The organism is Halogeometricum rufum (assembly GCF_900112175.1).
Taxonomy (GTDB): domain Archaea; phylum Halobacteriota; class Halobacteria; order Halobacteriales; family Haloferacaceae; genus Halogeometricum; species Halogeometricum rufum.
Genome location: NZ_FOYT01000001.1, coordinates 428,897 through 445,945, shown reverse-complemented (window position 1 = coordinate 445,945; position 17,049 = coordinate 428,897). Strand labels below are relative to the sequence as shown.

The 17,049-nt window shown below is 63.7% G+C and carries 12 protein-coding genes and 1 tRNA gene; 9 read left to right on the top strand and 4 right to left on the bottom strand.

Translation table 11 applies throughout. From position 1 onward, the window contains the following. Nucleotides 1–15 precede the first annotated feature (15 nt). On the bottom strand, nt 16–852 hold the full coding sequence (locus BM310_RS02275) for a hypothetical protein (protein WP_089804219.1): 837 nt from the start codon (nt 850–852) through the stop codon (nt 16–18). A 440-nt stretch (nt 853–1,292) separates the two neighbouring features. Here BM310_RS02275 and BM310_RS21190 point away from each other — a divergent pair, with 440 nt between their 5' ends. Next, nucleotides 1,293–1,451, top strand: a complete 159-nt coding sequence (locus BM310_RS21190; RefSeq protein ID WP_177232512.1) for a hypothetical protein — start codon at nt 1,293–1,295, stop codon at nt 1,449–1,451. Between the two features lie 175 nt (nt 1,452–1,626). Here the strand turns inward: BM310_RS21190 and BM310_RS02270 are convergent, their stop codons facing one another. Then, a complete protein-coding gene (locus BM310_RS02270) occupies nt 1,627–2,058 on the bottom strand; it encodes a GlcG/HbpS family heme-binding protein (RefSeq protein ID WP_089804217.1) in 432 nt (143 codons plus the stop codon). 153 nt (nt 2,059–2,211) lie between these two features. After that, complete coding sequence (locus BM310_RS02265) at nt 2,212–2,430, bottom strand: hypothetical protein (RefSeq protein WP_089804215.1); 219 nt, start codon at nt 2,428–2,430, stop codon at nt 2,212–2,214. A gap of 154 nt (nt 2,431–2,584) precedes the next feature. Here BM310_RS02265 and BM310_RS02260 point away from each other — a divergent pair, with 154 nt between their 5' ends. Continuing rightward, nucleotides 2,585–3,451: a competence/damage-inducible protein A gene (locus tag BM310_RS02260; protein WP_089804214.1), complete on the top strand. Its 867-nt coding sequence runs from the start codon at nt 2,585–2,587 to the stop codon at nt 3,449–3,451. A 10-nt stretch (nt 3,452–3,461) separates the two neighbouring features. Here the strand turns inward: BM310_RS02260 and BM310_RS02255 are convergent, their stop codons facing one another. Beyond that, a complete protein-coding gene (locus tag BM310_RS02255) occupies nt 3,462–4,637 on the bottom strand; it encodes a CBS domain-containing protein (protein WP_089804212.1) in 1,176 nt (391 codons plus the stop codon). Nucleotides 4,638–4,744: 107 nt separating this feature from the next. Here BM310_RS02255 and BM310_RS02250 point away from each other — a divergent pair, with 107 nt between their 5' ends. From BM310_RS02250 to BM310_RS02220, 7 genes are all read left to right on the top strand, one after another. Then, nucleotides 4,745–5,119: a cupin domain-containing protein gene (locus BM310_RS02250; protein WP_089804210.1), complete on the top strand. Its 375-nt coding sequence runs from the start codon at nt 4,745–4,747 to the stop codon at nt 5,117–5,119. Between the two features lie 96 nt (nt 5,120–5,215). Beyond that, nucleotides 5,216–7,276, top strand: a complete 2,061-nt coding sequence (locus BM310_RS02245; RefSeq protein ID WP_089804208.1) for a DEAD/DEAH box helicase — start codon at nt 5,216–5,218, stop codon at nt 7,274–7,276. 147 nt (nt 7,277–7,423) lie between these two features. Continuing rightward, nucleotides 7,424–8,338 (top strand): halocyanin domain-containing protein, encoded by a 915-nt coding sequence (locus BM310_RS02240; RefSeq protein ID WP_089804206.1) that lies wholly within the window; start codon nt 7,424–7,426, stop codon nt 8,336–8,338. Between the two features lie 115 nt (nt 8,339–8,453). Continuing rightward, nucleotides 8,454–10,325 carry an SLC13 family permease gene (locus tag BM310_RS02235; RefSeq protein WP_089804204.1) on the top strand — a complete coding sequence of 624 codons (1,872 nt, stop codon included), beginning with the start codon at nt 8,454–8,456 and terminating at the stop codon, nt 10,323–10,325. Nucleotides 10,326–10,372: 47 nt separating this feature from the next. Next, nucleotides 10,373–10,445 (top strand) — tRNA-Pro (locus BM310_RS02230). Nucleotides 10,446–10,514: 69 nt separating this feature from the next. Continuing rightward, entirely contained in the window at nt 10,515–12,656 is a 2,142-nt protein-coding gene (locus BM310_RS02225; protein ID WP_089806959.1) for a DUF7845 domain-containing protein, read from the top strand. Between the two features lie 757 nt (nt 12,657–13,413). Continuing rightward, complete coding sequence (locus BM310_RS02220) at nt 13,414–16,311, top strand: DUF7827 domain-containing protein (RefSeq protein ID WP_089804202.1); 2,898 nt, start codon at nt 13,414–13,416, stop codon at nt 16,309–16,311. The last annotated feature ends 738 nt before the right edge of the window (nt 16,312–17,049 follow it).

Below are 17,049 nucleotides of genomic sequence, written 5' to 3'. Positions count from 1 at the left end.
GTGACTGTCGGGCTGTCAGTGGTCGAGGTAGGCGGTCAGGTGGTCCTCGGGAACGTCGCTCCCGGCTCCTTTCACCGCGCTGTTGATGCTGGTCGCCATGACGTCGAAGAACACCGAGTACCGCGTGATCAGGTCCGTGTTCTGCGTGAACGTCTCCTCGACCGGGTGGGTCTTACCGTCTATCAAGGTGTTCACCGCCCGGGACTCGAAGTTCTTCGAGCGTTCGAACTCGTCTCTGTGCTCTTCGAGACTCCTGCAGAGTTGGTCGACCGAATTCTTCATCCGGCCCATCTGGTGATGGTCCATCTCCAACAGCGCCATGATGTCGTCCCAGGTGCCGGTTCTGTCTCTGAGGCTGTTTCCGACGTCGCGTTTTGCGTCTATCTTGAGGATGTCGGCACAGACTTCAACGACGTCCGCGCCGGGGTCGGCGTCGATCATGTCCCAGAGACGCCCGCCGTAGGGGCTATCGGACGCCCGGTCTAACACCTGATCCATCTGGTCCAGCCGGTCCATCTGGTCCCGGACTTCGGGCCGGATGCCGCTGTCGTCGGGTTGGGACCGGAAGTGGGCGATGAGTTCGCTCTGGCGGTATTCGGCCTGCTTCCACTTCGACCGCGCCAGGTTCGCGTTCTCGACCGTCTGGTCGAAGCTCTCCATCGCGTTCCCGTCGCCCATACTCTGGGGGAGCGTGTTCCCCTCGATGTCTTTGGCCGCCGCGAGTTGGTACTGACTCTCCGCCTGGTAGGTGCGTGCGACCGCCTGGTGGCGGGCTGCTCCCACCTGAAGCGTCTTCATCTCCGTCGCGGGGTCGACCGACGAACTCGAGCCGAAGAAGGCGATTATACACATCGTCGCGACGCTCCTGGGCTCCGCTCGACTGTTGTTGCTGTCTGTTCTCCTGTCCCTGTCGCCTCACCGTTTACCATCGTTCACACCCATCCTGCTATGTGTTACCGTACCACATAGCATCTAGAATGTTGACAACCCGGCATCATAAGATTTTTTTCATATTTATATTTATTTCTCCAATCAGATACGTTCGCCGCGACTATCGAGGTAGCAGAGGTGCGCCGACGGTTCGGCCGGCGTGACGATCGAAAGTGCTAATCACCGTAACATTATAATACTAGTTACTGTCTGTGTATCTTGTCGTTCTACGAGCCAAGTTGCGCAGTATAGTGTGTCAGCTCGCCTATCACTATCTATCTACGCAGTAGGGGTTAGTCACGGGGTCCCATAGACAAAGACGTCGAGAGGCGTCGGGGAGGCGCCTGGGAGAACGACAGATCATGACGATGCCGACACATCCGCTGGACGACGTGGGGGAGCACCGTGAGTACCACTACATCGAGTACGAGTCGAACGACGACACGGTGTCAGTCATTCAGGACTGCCAGAACGAGAGCGCGTGGCTTCAGTCCACCGTCTCCGTTCCGGTCGAACCGTAGGGGTCTCCGGGGGGAGACGCCGTCCGCCGGTCGAGGATGAGCGACCGGGGGGCCACGAACGGGAGATAGCGACGTATCGTTCGGGAACTGCGACAGAGTCGGAAGGGGTGTGTCGTTCGCGGGGAGTTCGCCCGCCGTCCGACGACGGGGGAGCGACCGAGGCGACGGGGGGAACTTACGCCTCGCCCGCGTCGACCAGTTCCTCCCACCTCTCGACGCCCGCTTCGGCGACGGTTCGGTCCTGTTCGACGGCACCGCCGGAGGCGCCGATGGCGCCGACGACGTCGCCGTCTCTCGTCAGGGGATAGCCGCCGCCGAAAACGACGATTCGGCCCTCGTCCGTCGTCTGCAGTCCGTACAGCGAGTTACCCGGTTCGGAGGACTCGGCGAGTTCGTGCGTGGGGGTGTCGAGTGCGGCCGACGTGTAGGCTTTGTTCTTCGAGATGGAGACGGAGGCCAACCACGCGTCGTCCATTCGGTGTTGCGCGACGAGGTTCCCCTCGCCGTTGGCGACGGTGACGACCATCGGCTGTCCGATTTCGTCCGCTCGCTGCTCGGCCGCCTCGACGAGTTCCTTCGCCGTATCGAGGTCGATTGCGTAGACCATCGACTGACGGTTGCGTCAGGAGCCCGTTAGATGTTCGTGTTTTGATAAGTTATCCTACCACGACGACTTCGAATGTGTCCGATTCGTGACCGAGTGAGAGACGAGAACGTACGCGGGCCGACGACCGCTCGCGCGCCTCACACTATCGGGGAGTCACGTCGTCCGCTCCGACCGTTCGTGGTGTACCGACTGCGTCACGACGGGTGCTGCGGGGTACTTCCGGCGGTACTCCTCGCGCGTCGTCACCGCGCCGGTGCAGTCGCGGCCGGTCAGGTGAGGCTCTTCGACCGATTCGACCAACCGACCGCACTCGCGGCAGGCGACGTAGTGGACGTCGGCGATTCCGTCGGTTGCGGACGCACCGTCTGACATGTACGAACAATCGTGATGGAGTTACTTAATTACGAACGGAATACCTCACTCTCCCGATAGTTTTCGGCGGGCGTAACGCGCGCGGACGAGCAACGTGGGTCGGTCGTCGCGACGTCGCGGTACGGCTATCCGTCCGGGCGGCGTAGCCGGTGGCATGGACGTCGCCATCGTGACCGTCGGCAACGAACTGCTCGCAGGCGACATCGAGAACACGAACGCGACGTGGTTGGCGCGGGAACTGACGAGGCGGGGGGCGGAGGTAGTCCGCATCGTCACCGTCCCCGACGAGGAGTCGGTCATCGCCGAGACGGTCGGCGGGTGGGCCGAGGCGTTCGACGCCGTCGTCGTCACCGGCGGCCTCGGCGGGACGCCCGACGACCTGACGATGCCGGGCGTCGCGGCGGGACTCGGCCGCGAGTTGGAGGTGAACCCCGTCGCCGAGGCGGACGTGGCGGCGACCATCGAGGAGATATACGAACGGCGACCGGACCTCGAGTTCGACCTGAAGGTGGAGTGGTACGCGTCGATGCCCGCGGGTGCGACGCCGATACCCAACCCCGAGGGACTCGCGCCGGGGTGCGTCGCGGGCAACGTCTACGTCCTGCCGGGCATCCCAGAGGAGATGCGCGCCGTCTTCGACAACGTCGCCGACGACTTCGGCGGTACCGTGGCGACGAAGACGTTCCACACGCCCGAACCCGAGGGGGCGATGGCCGAACCCCTCGCCGCCGTCGCGACGCAGTTCGGCGTTCGGGTCGGGAGTTACCCGAGTCGGGGAGGGGGGCCGACGCGAATCAAACTCACCGCGACGGACGCGGCGGTTCTCGCGGATGCGTCGTCGTGGCTGGTGGCGAACGCGGCCGCGGCGTTGGTCGAAAGTGAGGACGAACTGGACGAGGCGCGGGGCGGCGGCGAGGACGAGGCGCGGAGCGACGGCGAGGACGAGGCGCAGGGCGACGACGAGGACGAGACGCGGGGCGACGGCGAGAGCCGAACCGCCGGCGGTGCCGACGCGGGGTGAGACGCGGCGACTACCGGGTTTCGATGGCGTCCGTCGGGTCGCGCCGGCGAATCACCGCGGCGGACCCGCGCGACTGGATGATGTTGAGGGCGGTGACGAGGTCCGACCGGGAGATGAGACCGACGAGTTCGCCCGCCTCGTCGACGACGGGGAGACGGCCGACGCCGTTCTGCTGCATCGTCGTGATGGCGTCCATGGCGCCCGCGTCCGGCGAGATGGTGGCGAGTTCGCCGGACATCACGTCCTCGACGCGGTAGGCGTCGCGTTCGACTTCGTTCACCGACCGGGCGTCGTTGAGCGTCACCATGCCGACGAGACTGCCGTTCCGGAGGACGGGGTAGCCCGTGTGGCGTTCGCGGAACATCCGGTCGAGAAGGTCCGCGACGCTGGTCGTCACGTCGACCACGTCGAGTTTCTCTCGCGGCGTCATCACGTCGCGCACGGTCACGTCCTCGAACGCCGCCTTCATCACCGTCTGCTGGGCCTCCGACGACGCGCCCATGTAGATGAAGAACGCCAGCGCGATGAGGAACAGGTTGACGAACAGGCCGACGATGCCGAGGAGGAACGCGAACACCTTGCCCACCTCCGCGGCAATCTGCGTCGCTCGCGCGTGGGACCGACGCCGGGCGAGGAGGGCGCGGAGCACGCGCCCGCCGTCCATCGGGAAGCCCGGGAGCATGTTGAACACCGCCAGCATGACGTTCGTCAGCGCGAGGTAGCCGAGGACGAACTTCACCGGGCCCTGAGCGGTTGAGAGCACCAGGAAGCCGAGGTACGAGACCACGCCCAGACCGACGCTGACGGCGGGACCCGCGACGGCGATGACGAGTTCCTGCCGCCAGTCCTCGGGCATCTCGACGAAGTTGGCGACGCCGCCGAACAGCCACAGCGTGATGGACTCTATCTCGTAGCCGTAGCGCATCGCGACCAGCGAGTGGCCGAACTCGTGGAGCAGGACGCACAGGAACAGTCCGAGCGCCGCGGCGGTGCCGAGAATCCACGGCATCGACCCGACGGTGAGCGCCGCGCCGTCGATGGCCGAGCCGAACAGTCGGTTGACGAGTTCGACGAGTTCGCCCACGTCGGAGCCGATGAGCCAGGCGAACAGCGGAAGCACGAGAAGGAACGTGAGGTTGAGTTGAATCGGGATGCCGAAGACGCGGCCGATACGGATACCTCGCATGGTGACCAGTAGACGGCGACGGTTAATAAGTCCAAGCGCGACGGCGGCGCGGGGGCCGACGGTGCCGCGGAGCGAAGGTTTAGGCCGCCGGTCGGACTACTGCCGGTATGAGCGACGCCGAACCCGTCGTCAAGCGCGCCGAGTCCATCGAGTACGAGTCCGTCGGAGCAGCCGAGGGGATGTCGAAGGGCGTCCTCGTCGACGCCTCGGACGGCGCACCGAACTTCGCCATCCGGCGGTTCGTCCTCGAACCGGGCGCGAGCGTCCCGAAGCACACGAACGAGGTCGAACACGAGCAGTACGTCCTCTCCGGGCAGTACACCGTCGGCATCGAGGGCGAGGAGTACGAGGTGGCCGCGGGCGACTCGCTTCTCATCCCGGCGGGCGCCGTCCACTGGTACCGCAACGACTCCGAGGTGGAGGGGACGTTCCTCTGTGCGGTGCCGAACGGCGACGACGAGATTCAGGTGCTCGAAGAGTAGGGCGTTCGGCCGTCCGTCCGCGAGAGGGAGTCTCGTGAGAGCGACTGTCGACGGGCAGACGAACCGCTGAAATACCCCGTCCTCGTACGGGACGGCGTGTCCAAACAGGTCGGCCGCGTCGACACGCTGTTCGTCCACGAGACGAACGACGACTTCCTCGTCGTCGTCCAACGGGACGGCGAGCGTGTCTTCCGCGCGGTGCTCGAACTGCAGGAGACGAACGCCGGCCCGCGCCCCGCGAAGTTCCGCGTGAAGCGCGGGTCCTCGGAGGACCCCCGCGACCCGAGCCAGTTCGTCGAACTCGCCCGCAGAGCCGAGCGCATCCGCATCTCGCAGCAGACCTCCAAAGCCCGTCGCGACGAGTTCCGCGAGATGCTCGACGGCTACCAACTCGACGCCCTCGTCGTCCGGACCTGCCGCTACTGCGCCTCGAACGGCCGCTACTCGCCCATCACCGAAGACACGGCCATCAAGACCGACGGCGAGTACATCTGCCCGGACTGCGCGAAGCGCGAACTCGAACGCGAACTCGACTTCTCGGGGACCGGCACGATGACCCAGGCGGCCCAGGAGCGACTGGAGTCGCTCCTGCTGGAGACGCAGGACCTCGGCCGCATCTCGAACCTCCTGAAGGGCGGACTGGACCCCGACCTCACGAAGTTCGACACCGTGTCGGCGACGACGGACGACATCGACCTCGTCTCGACGTCGACGCTGGACCTCCACCCGACGCTACAGTCGATGGTCGAAGACCGGTTCGACACCCTGCTGCCCGTCCAGTCGCTCTCCGTCGAGAACGGCCTGTTCGAGGGCCGCGACCAACTGGTCGTGAGTGCGACGGCGACGGGGAAGACGCTCGTCGGCGAACTCGCGGGCGTCGACAGGGCGCTGAAGGGCGACGGGAAGATGCTGTTTCTGGTGCCGCTGGTCGCCCTCGCCAACCAGAAGCACGAGGACTTCGAGGACCGCTACGGCGACCACCTGAACGTGACCATCCGCGTCGGCGCCTCCCGCATCAACGACGACGGCAACCGCTTCGACCCGAACGCCGACATCATCGTCGGCACCTACGAGGGCATCGACCACGCCCTCCGGACGGGCAAGGACCTCGGCGACGTCGCCACCGTCGTCATCGACGAGGTGCACACGCTGAAGGAGGGCGAACGCGGCCACCGTCTCGACGGGATGATATCCCGGCTGAAACACTACTGCGAGACGCGCCAGACGCGGCGCGACGGCTACGGCGGCGCGCAGTGGGTGTACCTCTCCGCGACGGTGGGCAACCCCGAGACGCTGGCGCGGAAGTTGCGCGCGACGCTCATCGAGTTCGAGGAGCGACCCGTCCCCATCGAACGGCACGTGACGTTCGCCGACGGGCGCGAGAAACCCGACATCATCAACAAACTCGTCACGCGCGAGTTCGACACGAAGTCCTCGAAGGGCTACCGCGGGCAGACCATCGTCTTCACCAACTCCAGACGCCGGTGTCACGAGATAGCGAGGAAACTGGAGTACGACGCCGCCCCCTACCACGCCGGCCTCGACTACGGCCGCCGGAAGAAGGTCGAGCGGATGTTCGGCAACCAGGACCTCGCCGCCGTCGTCACCACGGCGGCGCTGGCGGCCGGGGTGGACTTCCCCGCCTCGCAGGTGGTGTTCGACACGCTGGCGATGGGCATCGAGTGGCTCTCCGTCCAGGAGTTCGAGCAGATGCTCGGCCGGGCCGGCCGCCCGGACTACCACGACAAGGGGACGGTGTACCTCCTCGTCGAACCCGACGCCTCGTACCACAACTCGATGGAGATGACCGAGGACGAGGTGGCGTTCAAGCTCCTGAAGGGCGAGATGGAGGACGTGACGATGGTGTACGACGAGGGCGCCGCCGCCGAGGAGACGCTTGCGAACGTCATCGTCGCCGGCAAGAAGGCCAAGCGACTGAACGACCGGATGCTCGGCGACGTGCCGACGAAGCACGCCGTCGGGAAACTGCTGGAGTGGAAGTTCATCGACGGCTTCGAACCGACGCCGCTGGGCCGGGCCGTCTGTCGGCACTTCCTCGCGCCGTCGGACGCCTTCCGCATCCTCGACGGCATCCGAGCGGGCAAGAGCCCGTACGAACTCGTCGCCGACATGGAACTGGCCGACGAGGAGATGTAACCGCACCGAGCGTCCGACATCGTCCGCGCGGTCCGTCGGCGTCGACGCCCCGTTCGAAGCCCGACGGGGAAAGCGGCCGTCCCCAGTTTTCAGATTCCGGGAACCGTCACGGTTCTGTTATCCACCCGACACGACACCGGAAGTGCGATGAGACGGTCCCCCACCCGAAGACGACTCCTCCAGAGTACCGCACTCGCCAGTCTCGCGGCGGTCGCCGGCTGTCTGTCCGGTGGTCCCGGCAGTCAGGCCATCGGCGCCGACGGCGACGGCACGGCGACGGATTCGCCGGCAGCGACGACGGCCGACGCGACCGAATCGACGGCGACGGAGACGGCCGAATCGACGCCCGCGGAGTCGCTAGACGACTGGCTCGCGGACGCCAACGGCTACACCGGCGACCGCAGACGGTACGGCCCGGGGTCACAGCCCACCATCGCCGTCGGCGAACCCGTCGACGACGAGATGGCGTTCGACCCGCCGATGATAGCGGTCCCTCCCGGGACGAACGTGCGCTGGGACTGGACCGGCCACGGCGGCCAGCACAACGTCGTCGCCCTCGACGGCACGTTCGACAGCGGTCGCACGAACGCGCAGGCCGGGACCGGCTACCACTACGTGTTCGACGACCCCGGCGTGTACCGCTTCGTCTCCGAACCGCACCGCGAGGACGGCATGAAGGGCGCCGTCGTCGTCAGGGAACCGCCGTCGACCGGCAACGACGCCGTGGACGCGTGGGTCGTCGACAGCAGCAACTTCGACGGCAGCGTCGCCGACGAGACGGGGCGCGAGACGACGACGGTCACCGTCGGGGCGGCGGGCAACGGCGGCAACTTCGCCTTCGACCCGCCGGTGCTGAAGGTATCGGCGGGGACGACCGTCAGATGGCGGTGGGACGGCGGCCCGCACAGCGTCGTGTTCCGTGACCTCGACGTGCGCTCCGACGGCGTGTTCTCGGAACCGGGCGTCCACCTCGAACACGACTTCGAGGACCCCGGGACGTACCTGTACGCCTGTGGACCGCACCAGACACTCGGGATGAAGGGCGCGATAGTCGTGGAATGACCGGCCGGCCGCGGGCGCGGCCGGGCACTGCACCGAGCGGAAGCGCCAGAATCGGCGCACGGCGCGCGACTGCGACCAGACAACCTTTTCTGACCCCGGTCCGTCCGATGACGACGTGGTAACGATTACGCCGAGTATCGTCGTCGTCTCCGCGATTATCCTCCTCGCGCTGGTGTTCTTCGCCACCGAACCGGTGCCCGTGGACGTCACCGCACTCGGCGTGATGGTGACGCTGATGCTCGCACAACCGGCCTCGGGGTGGCTGGTGTCGGCCGGGCTCCTCGCCGAGCCGATTCTCCTGTTCGACCCCGCGCAGTACCCCCAGCAGGCGCTCTCGGGGTTCTCCAGCACGGCGACGCTGACGGTGTTGGCGATGTTCATCCTGAGCGACGGCGTCCAGCGCACGGGCATCGTGCAGATGCTCGGCGCGAAGATTTCGTCGTTCACCGGCGACAGCGAGAACCGACAGCTCGGGGCGACCATCGGCCTCGTCGCCCCCATCTCGGGGTTCATCAACAACACCGCCGCCGTCGCCATCCTCCTGCCGATGGTCACCGACCTGGCCGAACGCGGGGGTACCTCGCCGTCGAAACTGCTCCTTCCGCTCTCGTACGCCTCGATGTTCGGCGGGATGCTCACGCTCATCGGCACCTCGACGAACATCCTCGCGTCTGACCTCTCGGGTCGCCTCATCGGCCGGTCGTTCACGATGTTCGAGTTCACCGAACTCGGTCTGGTCGTGGGCGTCGTCGGGACGGTGTACCTGCTCACCGTCGGGCGGTGGCTCACGCCCGAGCGCATCAAGCCCGAACGCGACCTGACCGAGGAGTTCGAGATGGCCGACTACCTCACCGAGGTGACCGTCCGCGCGGACTCCCCGCTCGTCGGCCAGCAGATTCAGCGCGCGCTCGGCGAGACGGACTTCGACTTCGACCTCATCCAACTCATCCGCGACGGGCAGGTGTTCCTCGAACCGCTGGGGCCGAAGGAGATTCAGGCCGGCGACGTGTTCGCGCTCAGAACCGACCGCGACACGCTGGTCGAACTCATCGACGTGGAGGGGCTGGACCTCGTCCCCAACGTCACGGTGGACGAGGAGGAACTGGAGGCGGGCCAGTCCGGCCAGAACCTCGTCGAACTCGTCGTCGCGCCGGGGTCGTCGCTCGTCGGCGAGTCGCTGGCGTCGTCGAGTTTCCGCCAGCGGTACGACGCGACGGTCCTCGCGCTCCGACGCGGCGGGGAACTCATCCGCCGCCGGATGGACAACATCAGCCTCCGCGTCGGCGACACCCTCCTCGTGCAGGCGACGACCGAGAGCATCGAACGCCTCGACGACAACCGGAACTTCATCGTCGCCCAGGAGATAGAGCAGCACCACTACCGCGAGGAGAAGATTCCCGTCGCCATCGGCATCGTCGCCGTCGTCGTCGCCCTCGCGGCACTCGACGTCGTCCCCATCGTCGTCTCGGCGCTCGCGGGTTCCTTGGCGATGGTGGCGACGAACTGTCTCCGCCCGCCGGAACTGTACGACGCCGTCCAGTGGGACGTCGTCTTCCTCCTCGCCGGCGTCATCCCCCTCGGCATCGCCATGGAGAACTCGGGCGCGGCGGCGCTCCTCGCGGAGTTCGTCGTCCTGACGGGTGACTACCTCCCGCTGGTCGGCGTCCTCGGGGTGTTCTACCTCGTCACCGCGCTGCTGACGAACGTCGTCTCGAACAACGCGAGCGTCGTGCTGATGATTCCCGTCGCGGTGGAGGCGGCGCAGACGCTGGGCGCGAACGCGTTCGCGTTCATCCTCGCGGTCACGTTCGCCGCCTCGACGGCGTTCATGACGCCCGTCGGCTACCAGACGAACCTGTTCGTCTACGGTCCCGGCGGCTACCGGTTCACGGACTACCTGCGCGTCGGCGCACCCATGCAACTGCTGTTCGCCGCCGTCACCACCGTCGGTATCGCCGCGATATGGGGTCTCACACCGCCCGCGTGACCGCCGAACGAAACGTTTTACCGCTACACGGACGGAGTTGGAGACGCGGGACCGTGGGTTAGCCTGGTATACTTCGGGCCTTGGGTGCCCGTGACCCCGGTTCGAATCCGGGCGGTCCCATCGCGTATATAAAAGACCCGGCGTATTTTGCCGATTCTTCGTTTTCGTCCATCAGCGGAGGTGATCGGCGTGTCTGAGGACGTCGACGATCCGCTCGACTTCCTCGGCGGCGCCGAACCCGTCACCTCCGACGACCAGGACTCCGTCACCAACGAGGTCGAAAACACCGAAGCAAACCGAATCCGCTCGAGCGCCGGCACCGATGGCGCCGACCTGGACGCGAGCGACGACGAGTCCGAGCACGAAGAACCGGCCTCGAAGTTCGTCGCCGAGTGTCGCTGGTGCCGCGTCGGCTTCGAAAGCGAAGAAGACGCGGGCTCGCACGAGGACTGCTCGAAAGAGCCCGTCTCAGCCTGCCGATTCTGTGGCGAAGAACACACCTCCCGAGACGACCCCGAGGATCACCTCTACTCGTGCGACGAGTATCAGCGCTACCGAGAAAAGGAGGTACGGAACTCGCGGGCCCGCACGATGCACTCTGGTGGTGGCCTCGACACGCGTCAGTTCATCGACGGTCAGCCTCACGAGTTCAGCGCCTACCTCAAGTACGACAACGCTCTCAGCACCTACTTCGGCCTCGTCTCGCTCTACAAGATGCACGACTTCGAGGAGTACGGACGCCTTCGCGCCGGCCTCGAGTTCGACGATCAGGACTGGAACATCTCGTTCGGATTCAAGAACTGCGGAATCAAAGCGCCAGAGGATGACTCCGACCTCGGTCCCTGGGACTGGAGACTCGAGGACCCGATCGAGTTCCTGATCTACGTCTACCCCAGCGCGTACGAGAGCTACGCCGCTGCGGGACAGGAGAACCGGCAACGGGCCTTCTTCAACGTATCACCCCGGTGGCCGAACATAGAATCGGTCAACGACAATCCGATCTCGAACCCGCACGACCTGCTCGGCGTCGACGTCGATGTCAAAGGGAGTTACTTCGAGTTCGATCAGTACGCTGACCTCTTCCACGACGCGCTCAACGTCCTTCGCGAGCGCCAGACGGAGTTCGGCTGGAACTCGTACACCTCGATCGACGCGGATGCGTGCCACCCCGAGCAGACTCACGAATCGTCGAACGTCACCGACGCAGAATACTACGTGCGCGTCGCGAAGGAACTGACCGGGAAGGTCTACGCGTTCGACGGGACGCTTCACCGTATCTCGCTGCTCCTCGGACGCGAGCGGGCGGGATACTCAAAGACAGTTCGGGACGACCGGGAGTGCCCAGGCCACTACCACACCGCCACGATCGGGGCGATGCGCGCGGCCGCTCTCGTCGGCGGTCACGAACTCCCGAAGGAGTTCAAGCACTACCACATGCGGAAGCCGGACGCGAACGCGGGAACGGCGCTCGAGAATCCGAAGCTCGGTGTCTCGTTCCAGCACGGCCTCTACGACGATACGATGTACTGGGACGACCTCGACCGCCTCGAGCGCGAACTCGACGAGGGACTCCTGAACCTGCTTCGGTGGTCGGACCTCCCGACGACGCCGGACCATCAGGTGTTCGTCGCGGACGACTACTTCTCCGTCACGGGTAGTCGACGCTTCCGGAAGATCATCGAGAACCCGCTCCCGCGAATCGCCCAGCAGCAGGACGAAGAGGTTCGGCGGTTCGCCGTCGCCGGGAACCTCACGGAGACCGACGTCGACCTGGTCGACCAACTCCTCACCGACGGCGGTCACCACTCGCCCGCCGACCTCGCCGAGCGGATCGGCGTTCACATCAGTACCTGCTACAAGTCGCTGAAGCGGCTCGGGAGCATCGTCCAGCACGACTACGGCTCCGTCGAACTCGCGTCGAAGCACATCGCGCAGGGAGTCGTCGAACACATCGACTCCGCCCGCGCTGTCGTCGAGAACACGCTCGAGGAAGCGGCCGACGACCTGGTGCGCGCGGAGACGTTCGGCGACGACGATCCGTGGAGTCGCTGGCTCGATCACTACGTCGACGACGTCCACGAGCACGACGGCAGCGGGAACCGCGACGTCCTCGAGTTCGGCTGGAAGCCGAGCGACCGACACGACGCGAAGCGCCTCATCCGCGCGGGAGCGATGAAGTGGGCGCAGGTCGCCGGCGAGGACATGCCCAGGTTCGCCCGCGAGTTCGAGATCGAGATGACGCTCGCGGACAACTCGCGCTTCAACCTCGACTGGAGGGCGCTGAAGAAGCTCCTTCCGAGAAACTACTCGGTGACTCCGTCGTACGGCTGACGCGGTGTCTCGTGAGTGGCAACACTACTCTCCCGTCTATTTTCCGGTAACTGTTTCCGCCTTTTCGCCCGGGTCCTGATTCTTGAGTGAGGTGTTCGGTTCGTCGATGTCGAGGCCGACGAGCGGCGGCGTTCGAAGTTCGCCGGGGGTGCCCCACTTCTCCGTTAGGGGTGTGAGTAAAGACTCACACCTACAGATTACCTCACCCTTCGCTGCGCTCAGGGTTCAGATGAAACAGACGAAGGTTGGTCGCCGCGCCTACTCGGCGCGGCTTGACTCATCAAGATTCGTGTCAATAGAGTATCTGATTGGGTAACTCTGTTGAATGTAAACGGGCGCGTAATTAATTTCGCGCCCGGTTTCTACCCATTCAGGAATCCTGCCGGTGTGTGGGCACCTGCACGGATTTCCTGTCTGCCAAGCACTCCAAATACATGCAAGGCAGTTTCAACTTCTGAGCATGTTGCAAATAAGAGTTTCTCTTTTTATTTATTTTTCCGAGCCTATGTACTCAGTTGAAGAATTACTTCCTACGAATTAGACACAGAGGCTCTACGGCACCTTTAGCAACTATTCAATTGCCTCTTACTGGATATTGTTAGTAATACGGGAAGTTCACAAAGTATTTAATGTAGACGCCAAAAGCAGGAGATACCCCTACCCACGACGGCATTTCGGTGAGTAAGCCCTCGCTCTCCCTCAAGCTGGAGGCGAGCTGGATCAAAGCCCCTGTCGTCACTACCCAACTAACTAAAACATGACAAGCAACACGAAGCAACTCCGCGCAGTGTTCCTCGCGGCGCTGATGGTTATGTCGGTCTTCGCCGGCACCATCGCGTTCGCTGGATCTGCTGCTGCGGTCGCCGGTAGCATTTCCGCAGATTCGTCGGAAGTGCAGATAGGCGAAGACGCGAGTTTCACAGTATCTGATTCCGACGGTACCGGAACTGACGCTGTGGTCTTCCTTAGTGGTACTGAGACGATAACTAACGAAAACGAGACCTTCGATGGCACTGGTTCGAAGACGACCTTCACAGTCGCCAATGCCCCCATCGTTGACTCGGATCTTGACGGCACCCTCATCGGTGACGAACTCACGCTTACGGTCGACGGTGGTTCCCAGACCATCTCGAGCGTTAACGCGACCACCGGTGAAGTGACGCTTAGTGCGGCGCCTGCTTCGGACACCGGCAACGTTCACATCGAATACGACTCGGCTGTCGAGTCGAAGGTTGTGGACCTGTCCAGCAGCCCCACTACGGTAGCTTACACGCTTGGTGGCGGCTCCGCCAGCGCGGGTGACGGTATCCTCCAGACGGCCGATGGCGAGACCATCACGGCCGCCTACTGGGACCAGAGTGAGGGCGTCTATCAGAAGGCGACGCTGACCGCTGTGTCCGACGACACGCCGAGTTACCTCGAGAGTGTCCACTACAAGGACGGCAGCCAGGCGAAGCTCGAGATCTCGTTCAACGAGGACGTTACGATCAAGAACAACGCTAGCCTCTACGTTGACAACAAGAAAGTGATGACCCTCGGCCAGCCCGATTCGGGCACTAACGGTCAGGTCGTCTACAACCTGAACGATTACTACACCGGTGAAGTGGAGGTCAAGCTCACCGATAGTGTTATCGACGGAAGTGGCAATTCGCTCGCCAGCACGGGCAACAAGACGGTCGACGTCGCGCCTGTCACGGTGACGAACACCACCAAGGTCAACGCGTACAAGGGGTCGAAGGTCGCAGTCCTCGCTGGTAGCGTCAACACGAACATCGAGGTCGAAGGTACGGACGAAGACAGTTCCTTCTACCGCGAAGGCTCCACGGGCGTCAACAGCCAGGTTTTCGTCTTTGACACGACCAACCGCGCGCTCGACACGTACCGTGTCAAGATCGGTACTGCAACGCCTGACAACTACGGTAACGTTACTGTTCGGTCCCTCGATCTCAACGTCTCTGTTGACGATCTGACGGTCACGAACGCTGTCGACAGCGGTATCACCGGTACGGTCACCGCCAGCTCTGGTGGTCGCCCGGTCACGCTCGAACTCCTCGACTCCGATGAGGAGACCGTCTCGACGATCGCTGCTGACCTCACGGGTCAGGCAGAGTACGAATACAACTTCAGCGCTGACGGCCTCGACGCGGGTAACTACACGGTTCTGGTGACGGACAACCAGTCCGGCGTCGAAACCGAGTCCTCATCCATCGAGGTCTCGAAAGCTGGCGAAGGCAGTGCTGACTTCCAGGAAGGCATCGTCACTGACCAGCGTGGCGACATCGCGAACATCACGGTCGATCTCCAGAACACGGATACTGCGACGCTGACACTCGGGTCCTCCGATGTCGGCTTCCGCAGCAACGTCACTGTCGTCGACGACAGCGGCGACGGCCAGGTTTCCGTCCTGTTCAACACCTACGCCGTCACCGGTCTGTCCGGCAGCCTGTCGGACAGTAAGGCGGAGTCCGTCTTCGCTGTCGCTGACTCTGACGACACGCTCGACGAAGCTGACGTCGACACCGAAAACAGCGTCGACTCGCTCCTCGAAGCGGGCGAGTACGACCTCGAAGTCCAGACTGGAACCGAGGCGACCCCCGACGACGTGCAGAACGTCGGGACGCTCGTCCTCGAAGAGCGCAACACGACTGCGCTCACCAGCTGGACGGCGAACACCGATACGACGCTCGACGACTCTGACGACGTCTACACGGCGATCAGCACCAACAACCTGACGCAGGATAACGAGATCGCGATCGGCGATTACGCTGTCCACCAGCTTCAGGCATCCGGTCTCGAGGGCGCCCTCGAGGACCAGTCCGCCAGCAACGACACGGCCGCGTTCTTCGGCCTTGCCGCGAACGGTGCGGTCAACCTGACGGTCGAGCAGACGGACGCCGGTGCGAACCGTGATCCGTACATGCTCAACCTGAACAACAACAGCGCGACCGTCCTCCCCGACAGCGACAACGACACCTACTTCGTTGTTGTTGATACGGGTGCGGTCAACACCAACGATGCGAACCGTGACCTCGAAGACGGTGACGGCCTCACGGCCAACTTCACGGTCTACGAGGCTACGGACCTCGCTGAAGAGCAGCAGACGGTCGAAGACCAGTACGAAGTCGTCACGCCCGAGCACACGCTCGACGACCCGTACAACGTCTCGGCCGCTGCCGAGCAGACGATCTCCGGTGAGACGAACGTCGCACCCGGTACGGAACTCAACCTGCGCGTCCGCTCCAGCGGCGACACGCAGCCGAGCTTCCTGAAGACCGCGACCGTCTACGTCACCGAGAACAACACGTTCTCGGGCACGTTCGACTTCAGCGAGCAGGAAGTCGACGACACGTACGAGATCACGGTCCGCAACGGTGGCGACACGCTCACCGTCGACGGGACGGTTCTCGAGAGTGTCGAGACCGAAACCGAGATGACCGAGACGGACGCACCGGACACGGCCACCGAGGAACCGAGCACGGCCACCGAGGAACCGAGCACGGCCACCGAGGAACCGAGCACGGCCACCGAGGAACCGAGCACGGCCACCGAGGAACCGGCTGACACGGAGACGAGCACGGGTACGCCCGGCTTCGGTGTCGTCGTCGCCGTGACGGCACTCCTCGCCGCCGCGCTCCTCGCCGTCCGCCGCGACTAACGTCCGAACCACCGGCTCACGCCGGTCACCTCACTTCACCTTTCTTTCGACGACGTCTGACACCGTAAACGACATCGCTGCTGGAATACTAGTTGATATAATAATGACTGAGCCATACGAGGCACTTATTGAGAGTCCACAGCCAGACATCAATAGATCCCAATTATCTCCTGAAGAGCGGGCCGAGTTACGGCGTCTCCATGTCTCTGGGTGTAACGGTATTACAAGATCGAATACTAAAGGCCGATTTTCTGCAGTCTATTACTTAGAAGGAGATATCCGTGCAGCGGCTGCGCGATTTGTAGAGGAGAACCGCGAAAGATTAGAGCAAATCGATTTCTCGAAGTCAAATGGTGTGTGGTCATCTGTTTCTCGCGAGGCATATGATTGGATTCTCCATTGGCTGGGTGAGCGGCACCTCAAGATTCTAAATCGTGCCGTCTATGAGTCACGTAGTGATGTAGACTGGATAATCTCTCGAGATAAATACTACTCTGCACCAAATCGTCGGTACAGCACAGGGTCTCCTGGCTCGGTTAAAATTGATGGGACGTCGCCTGATGCGATCTATCGGCAGTTGCCTTCACGAGCGACGGTCGAAGAAATCCCAGATACTGTGATCGGTGATCGAGAGTGGTTGTTTGTATACTTTGACGAACATCCCGAATTCGAATGTCTTGTTCGTCATGTCGGTGGATCAGCCTCTGTTTGGAAGTATCCAGAGTGCATTCGTGAGGC

Coding starts and splice junctions, on each gene's coding strand:
- BM310_RS02275 (WP_089804219.1), bottom strand. CDS start 852: ATGTGTATAATCGCCTTCTTCGGCTCGAGTTCGTCGGTCGACCCCGCG.
- BM310_RS21190 (WP_177232512.1), top strand. CDS start 1,293: ATGACGATGCCGACACATCCGCTGGACGACGTGGGGGAGCACCGTGAG.
- BM310_RS02270 (WP_089804217.1), bottom strand. CDS start 2,058: ATGGTCTACGCAATCGACCTCGATACGGCGAAGGAACTCGTCGAGGCG.
- BM310_RS02265 (WP_089804215.1), bottom strand. CDS start 2,430: ATGTCAGACGGTGCGTCCGCAACCGACGGAATCGCCGACGTCCACTAC.
- BM310_RS02260 (WP_089804214.1), top strand. CDS start 2,585: ATGGACGTCGCCATCGTGACCGTCGGCAACGAACTGCTCGCAGGCGAC.
- BM310_RS02255 (WP_089804212.1), bottom strand. CDS start 4,637: ATGCGAGGTATCCGTATCGGCCGCGTCTTCGGCATCCCGATTCAACTC.
- BM310_RS02250 (WP_089804210.1), top strand. CDS start 4,745: ATGAGCGACGCCGAACCCGTCGTCAAGCGCGCCGAGTCCATCGAGTAC.
- BM310_RS02240 (WP_089804206.1), top strand. CDS start 7,424: ATGAGACGGTCCCCCACCCGAAGACGACTCCTCCAGAGTACCGCACTC.
- BM310_RS02220 (WP_089804202.1), top strand. CDS start 13,414: ATGACAAGCAACACGAAGCAACTCCGCGCAGTGTTCCTCGCGGCGCTG.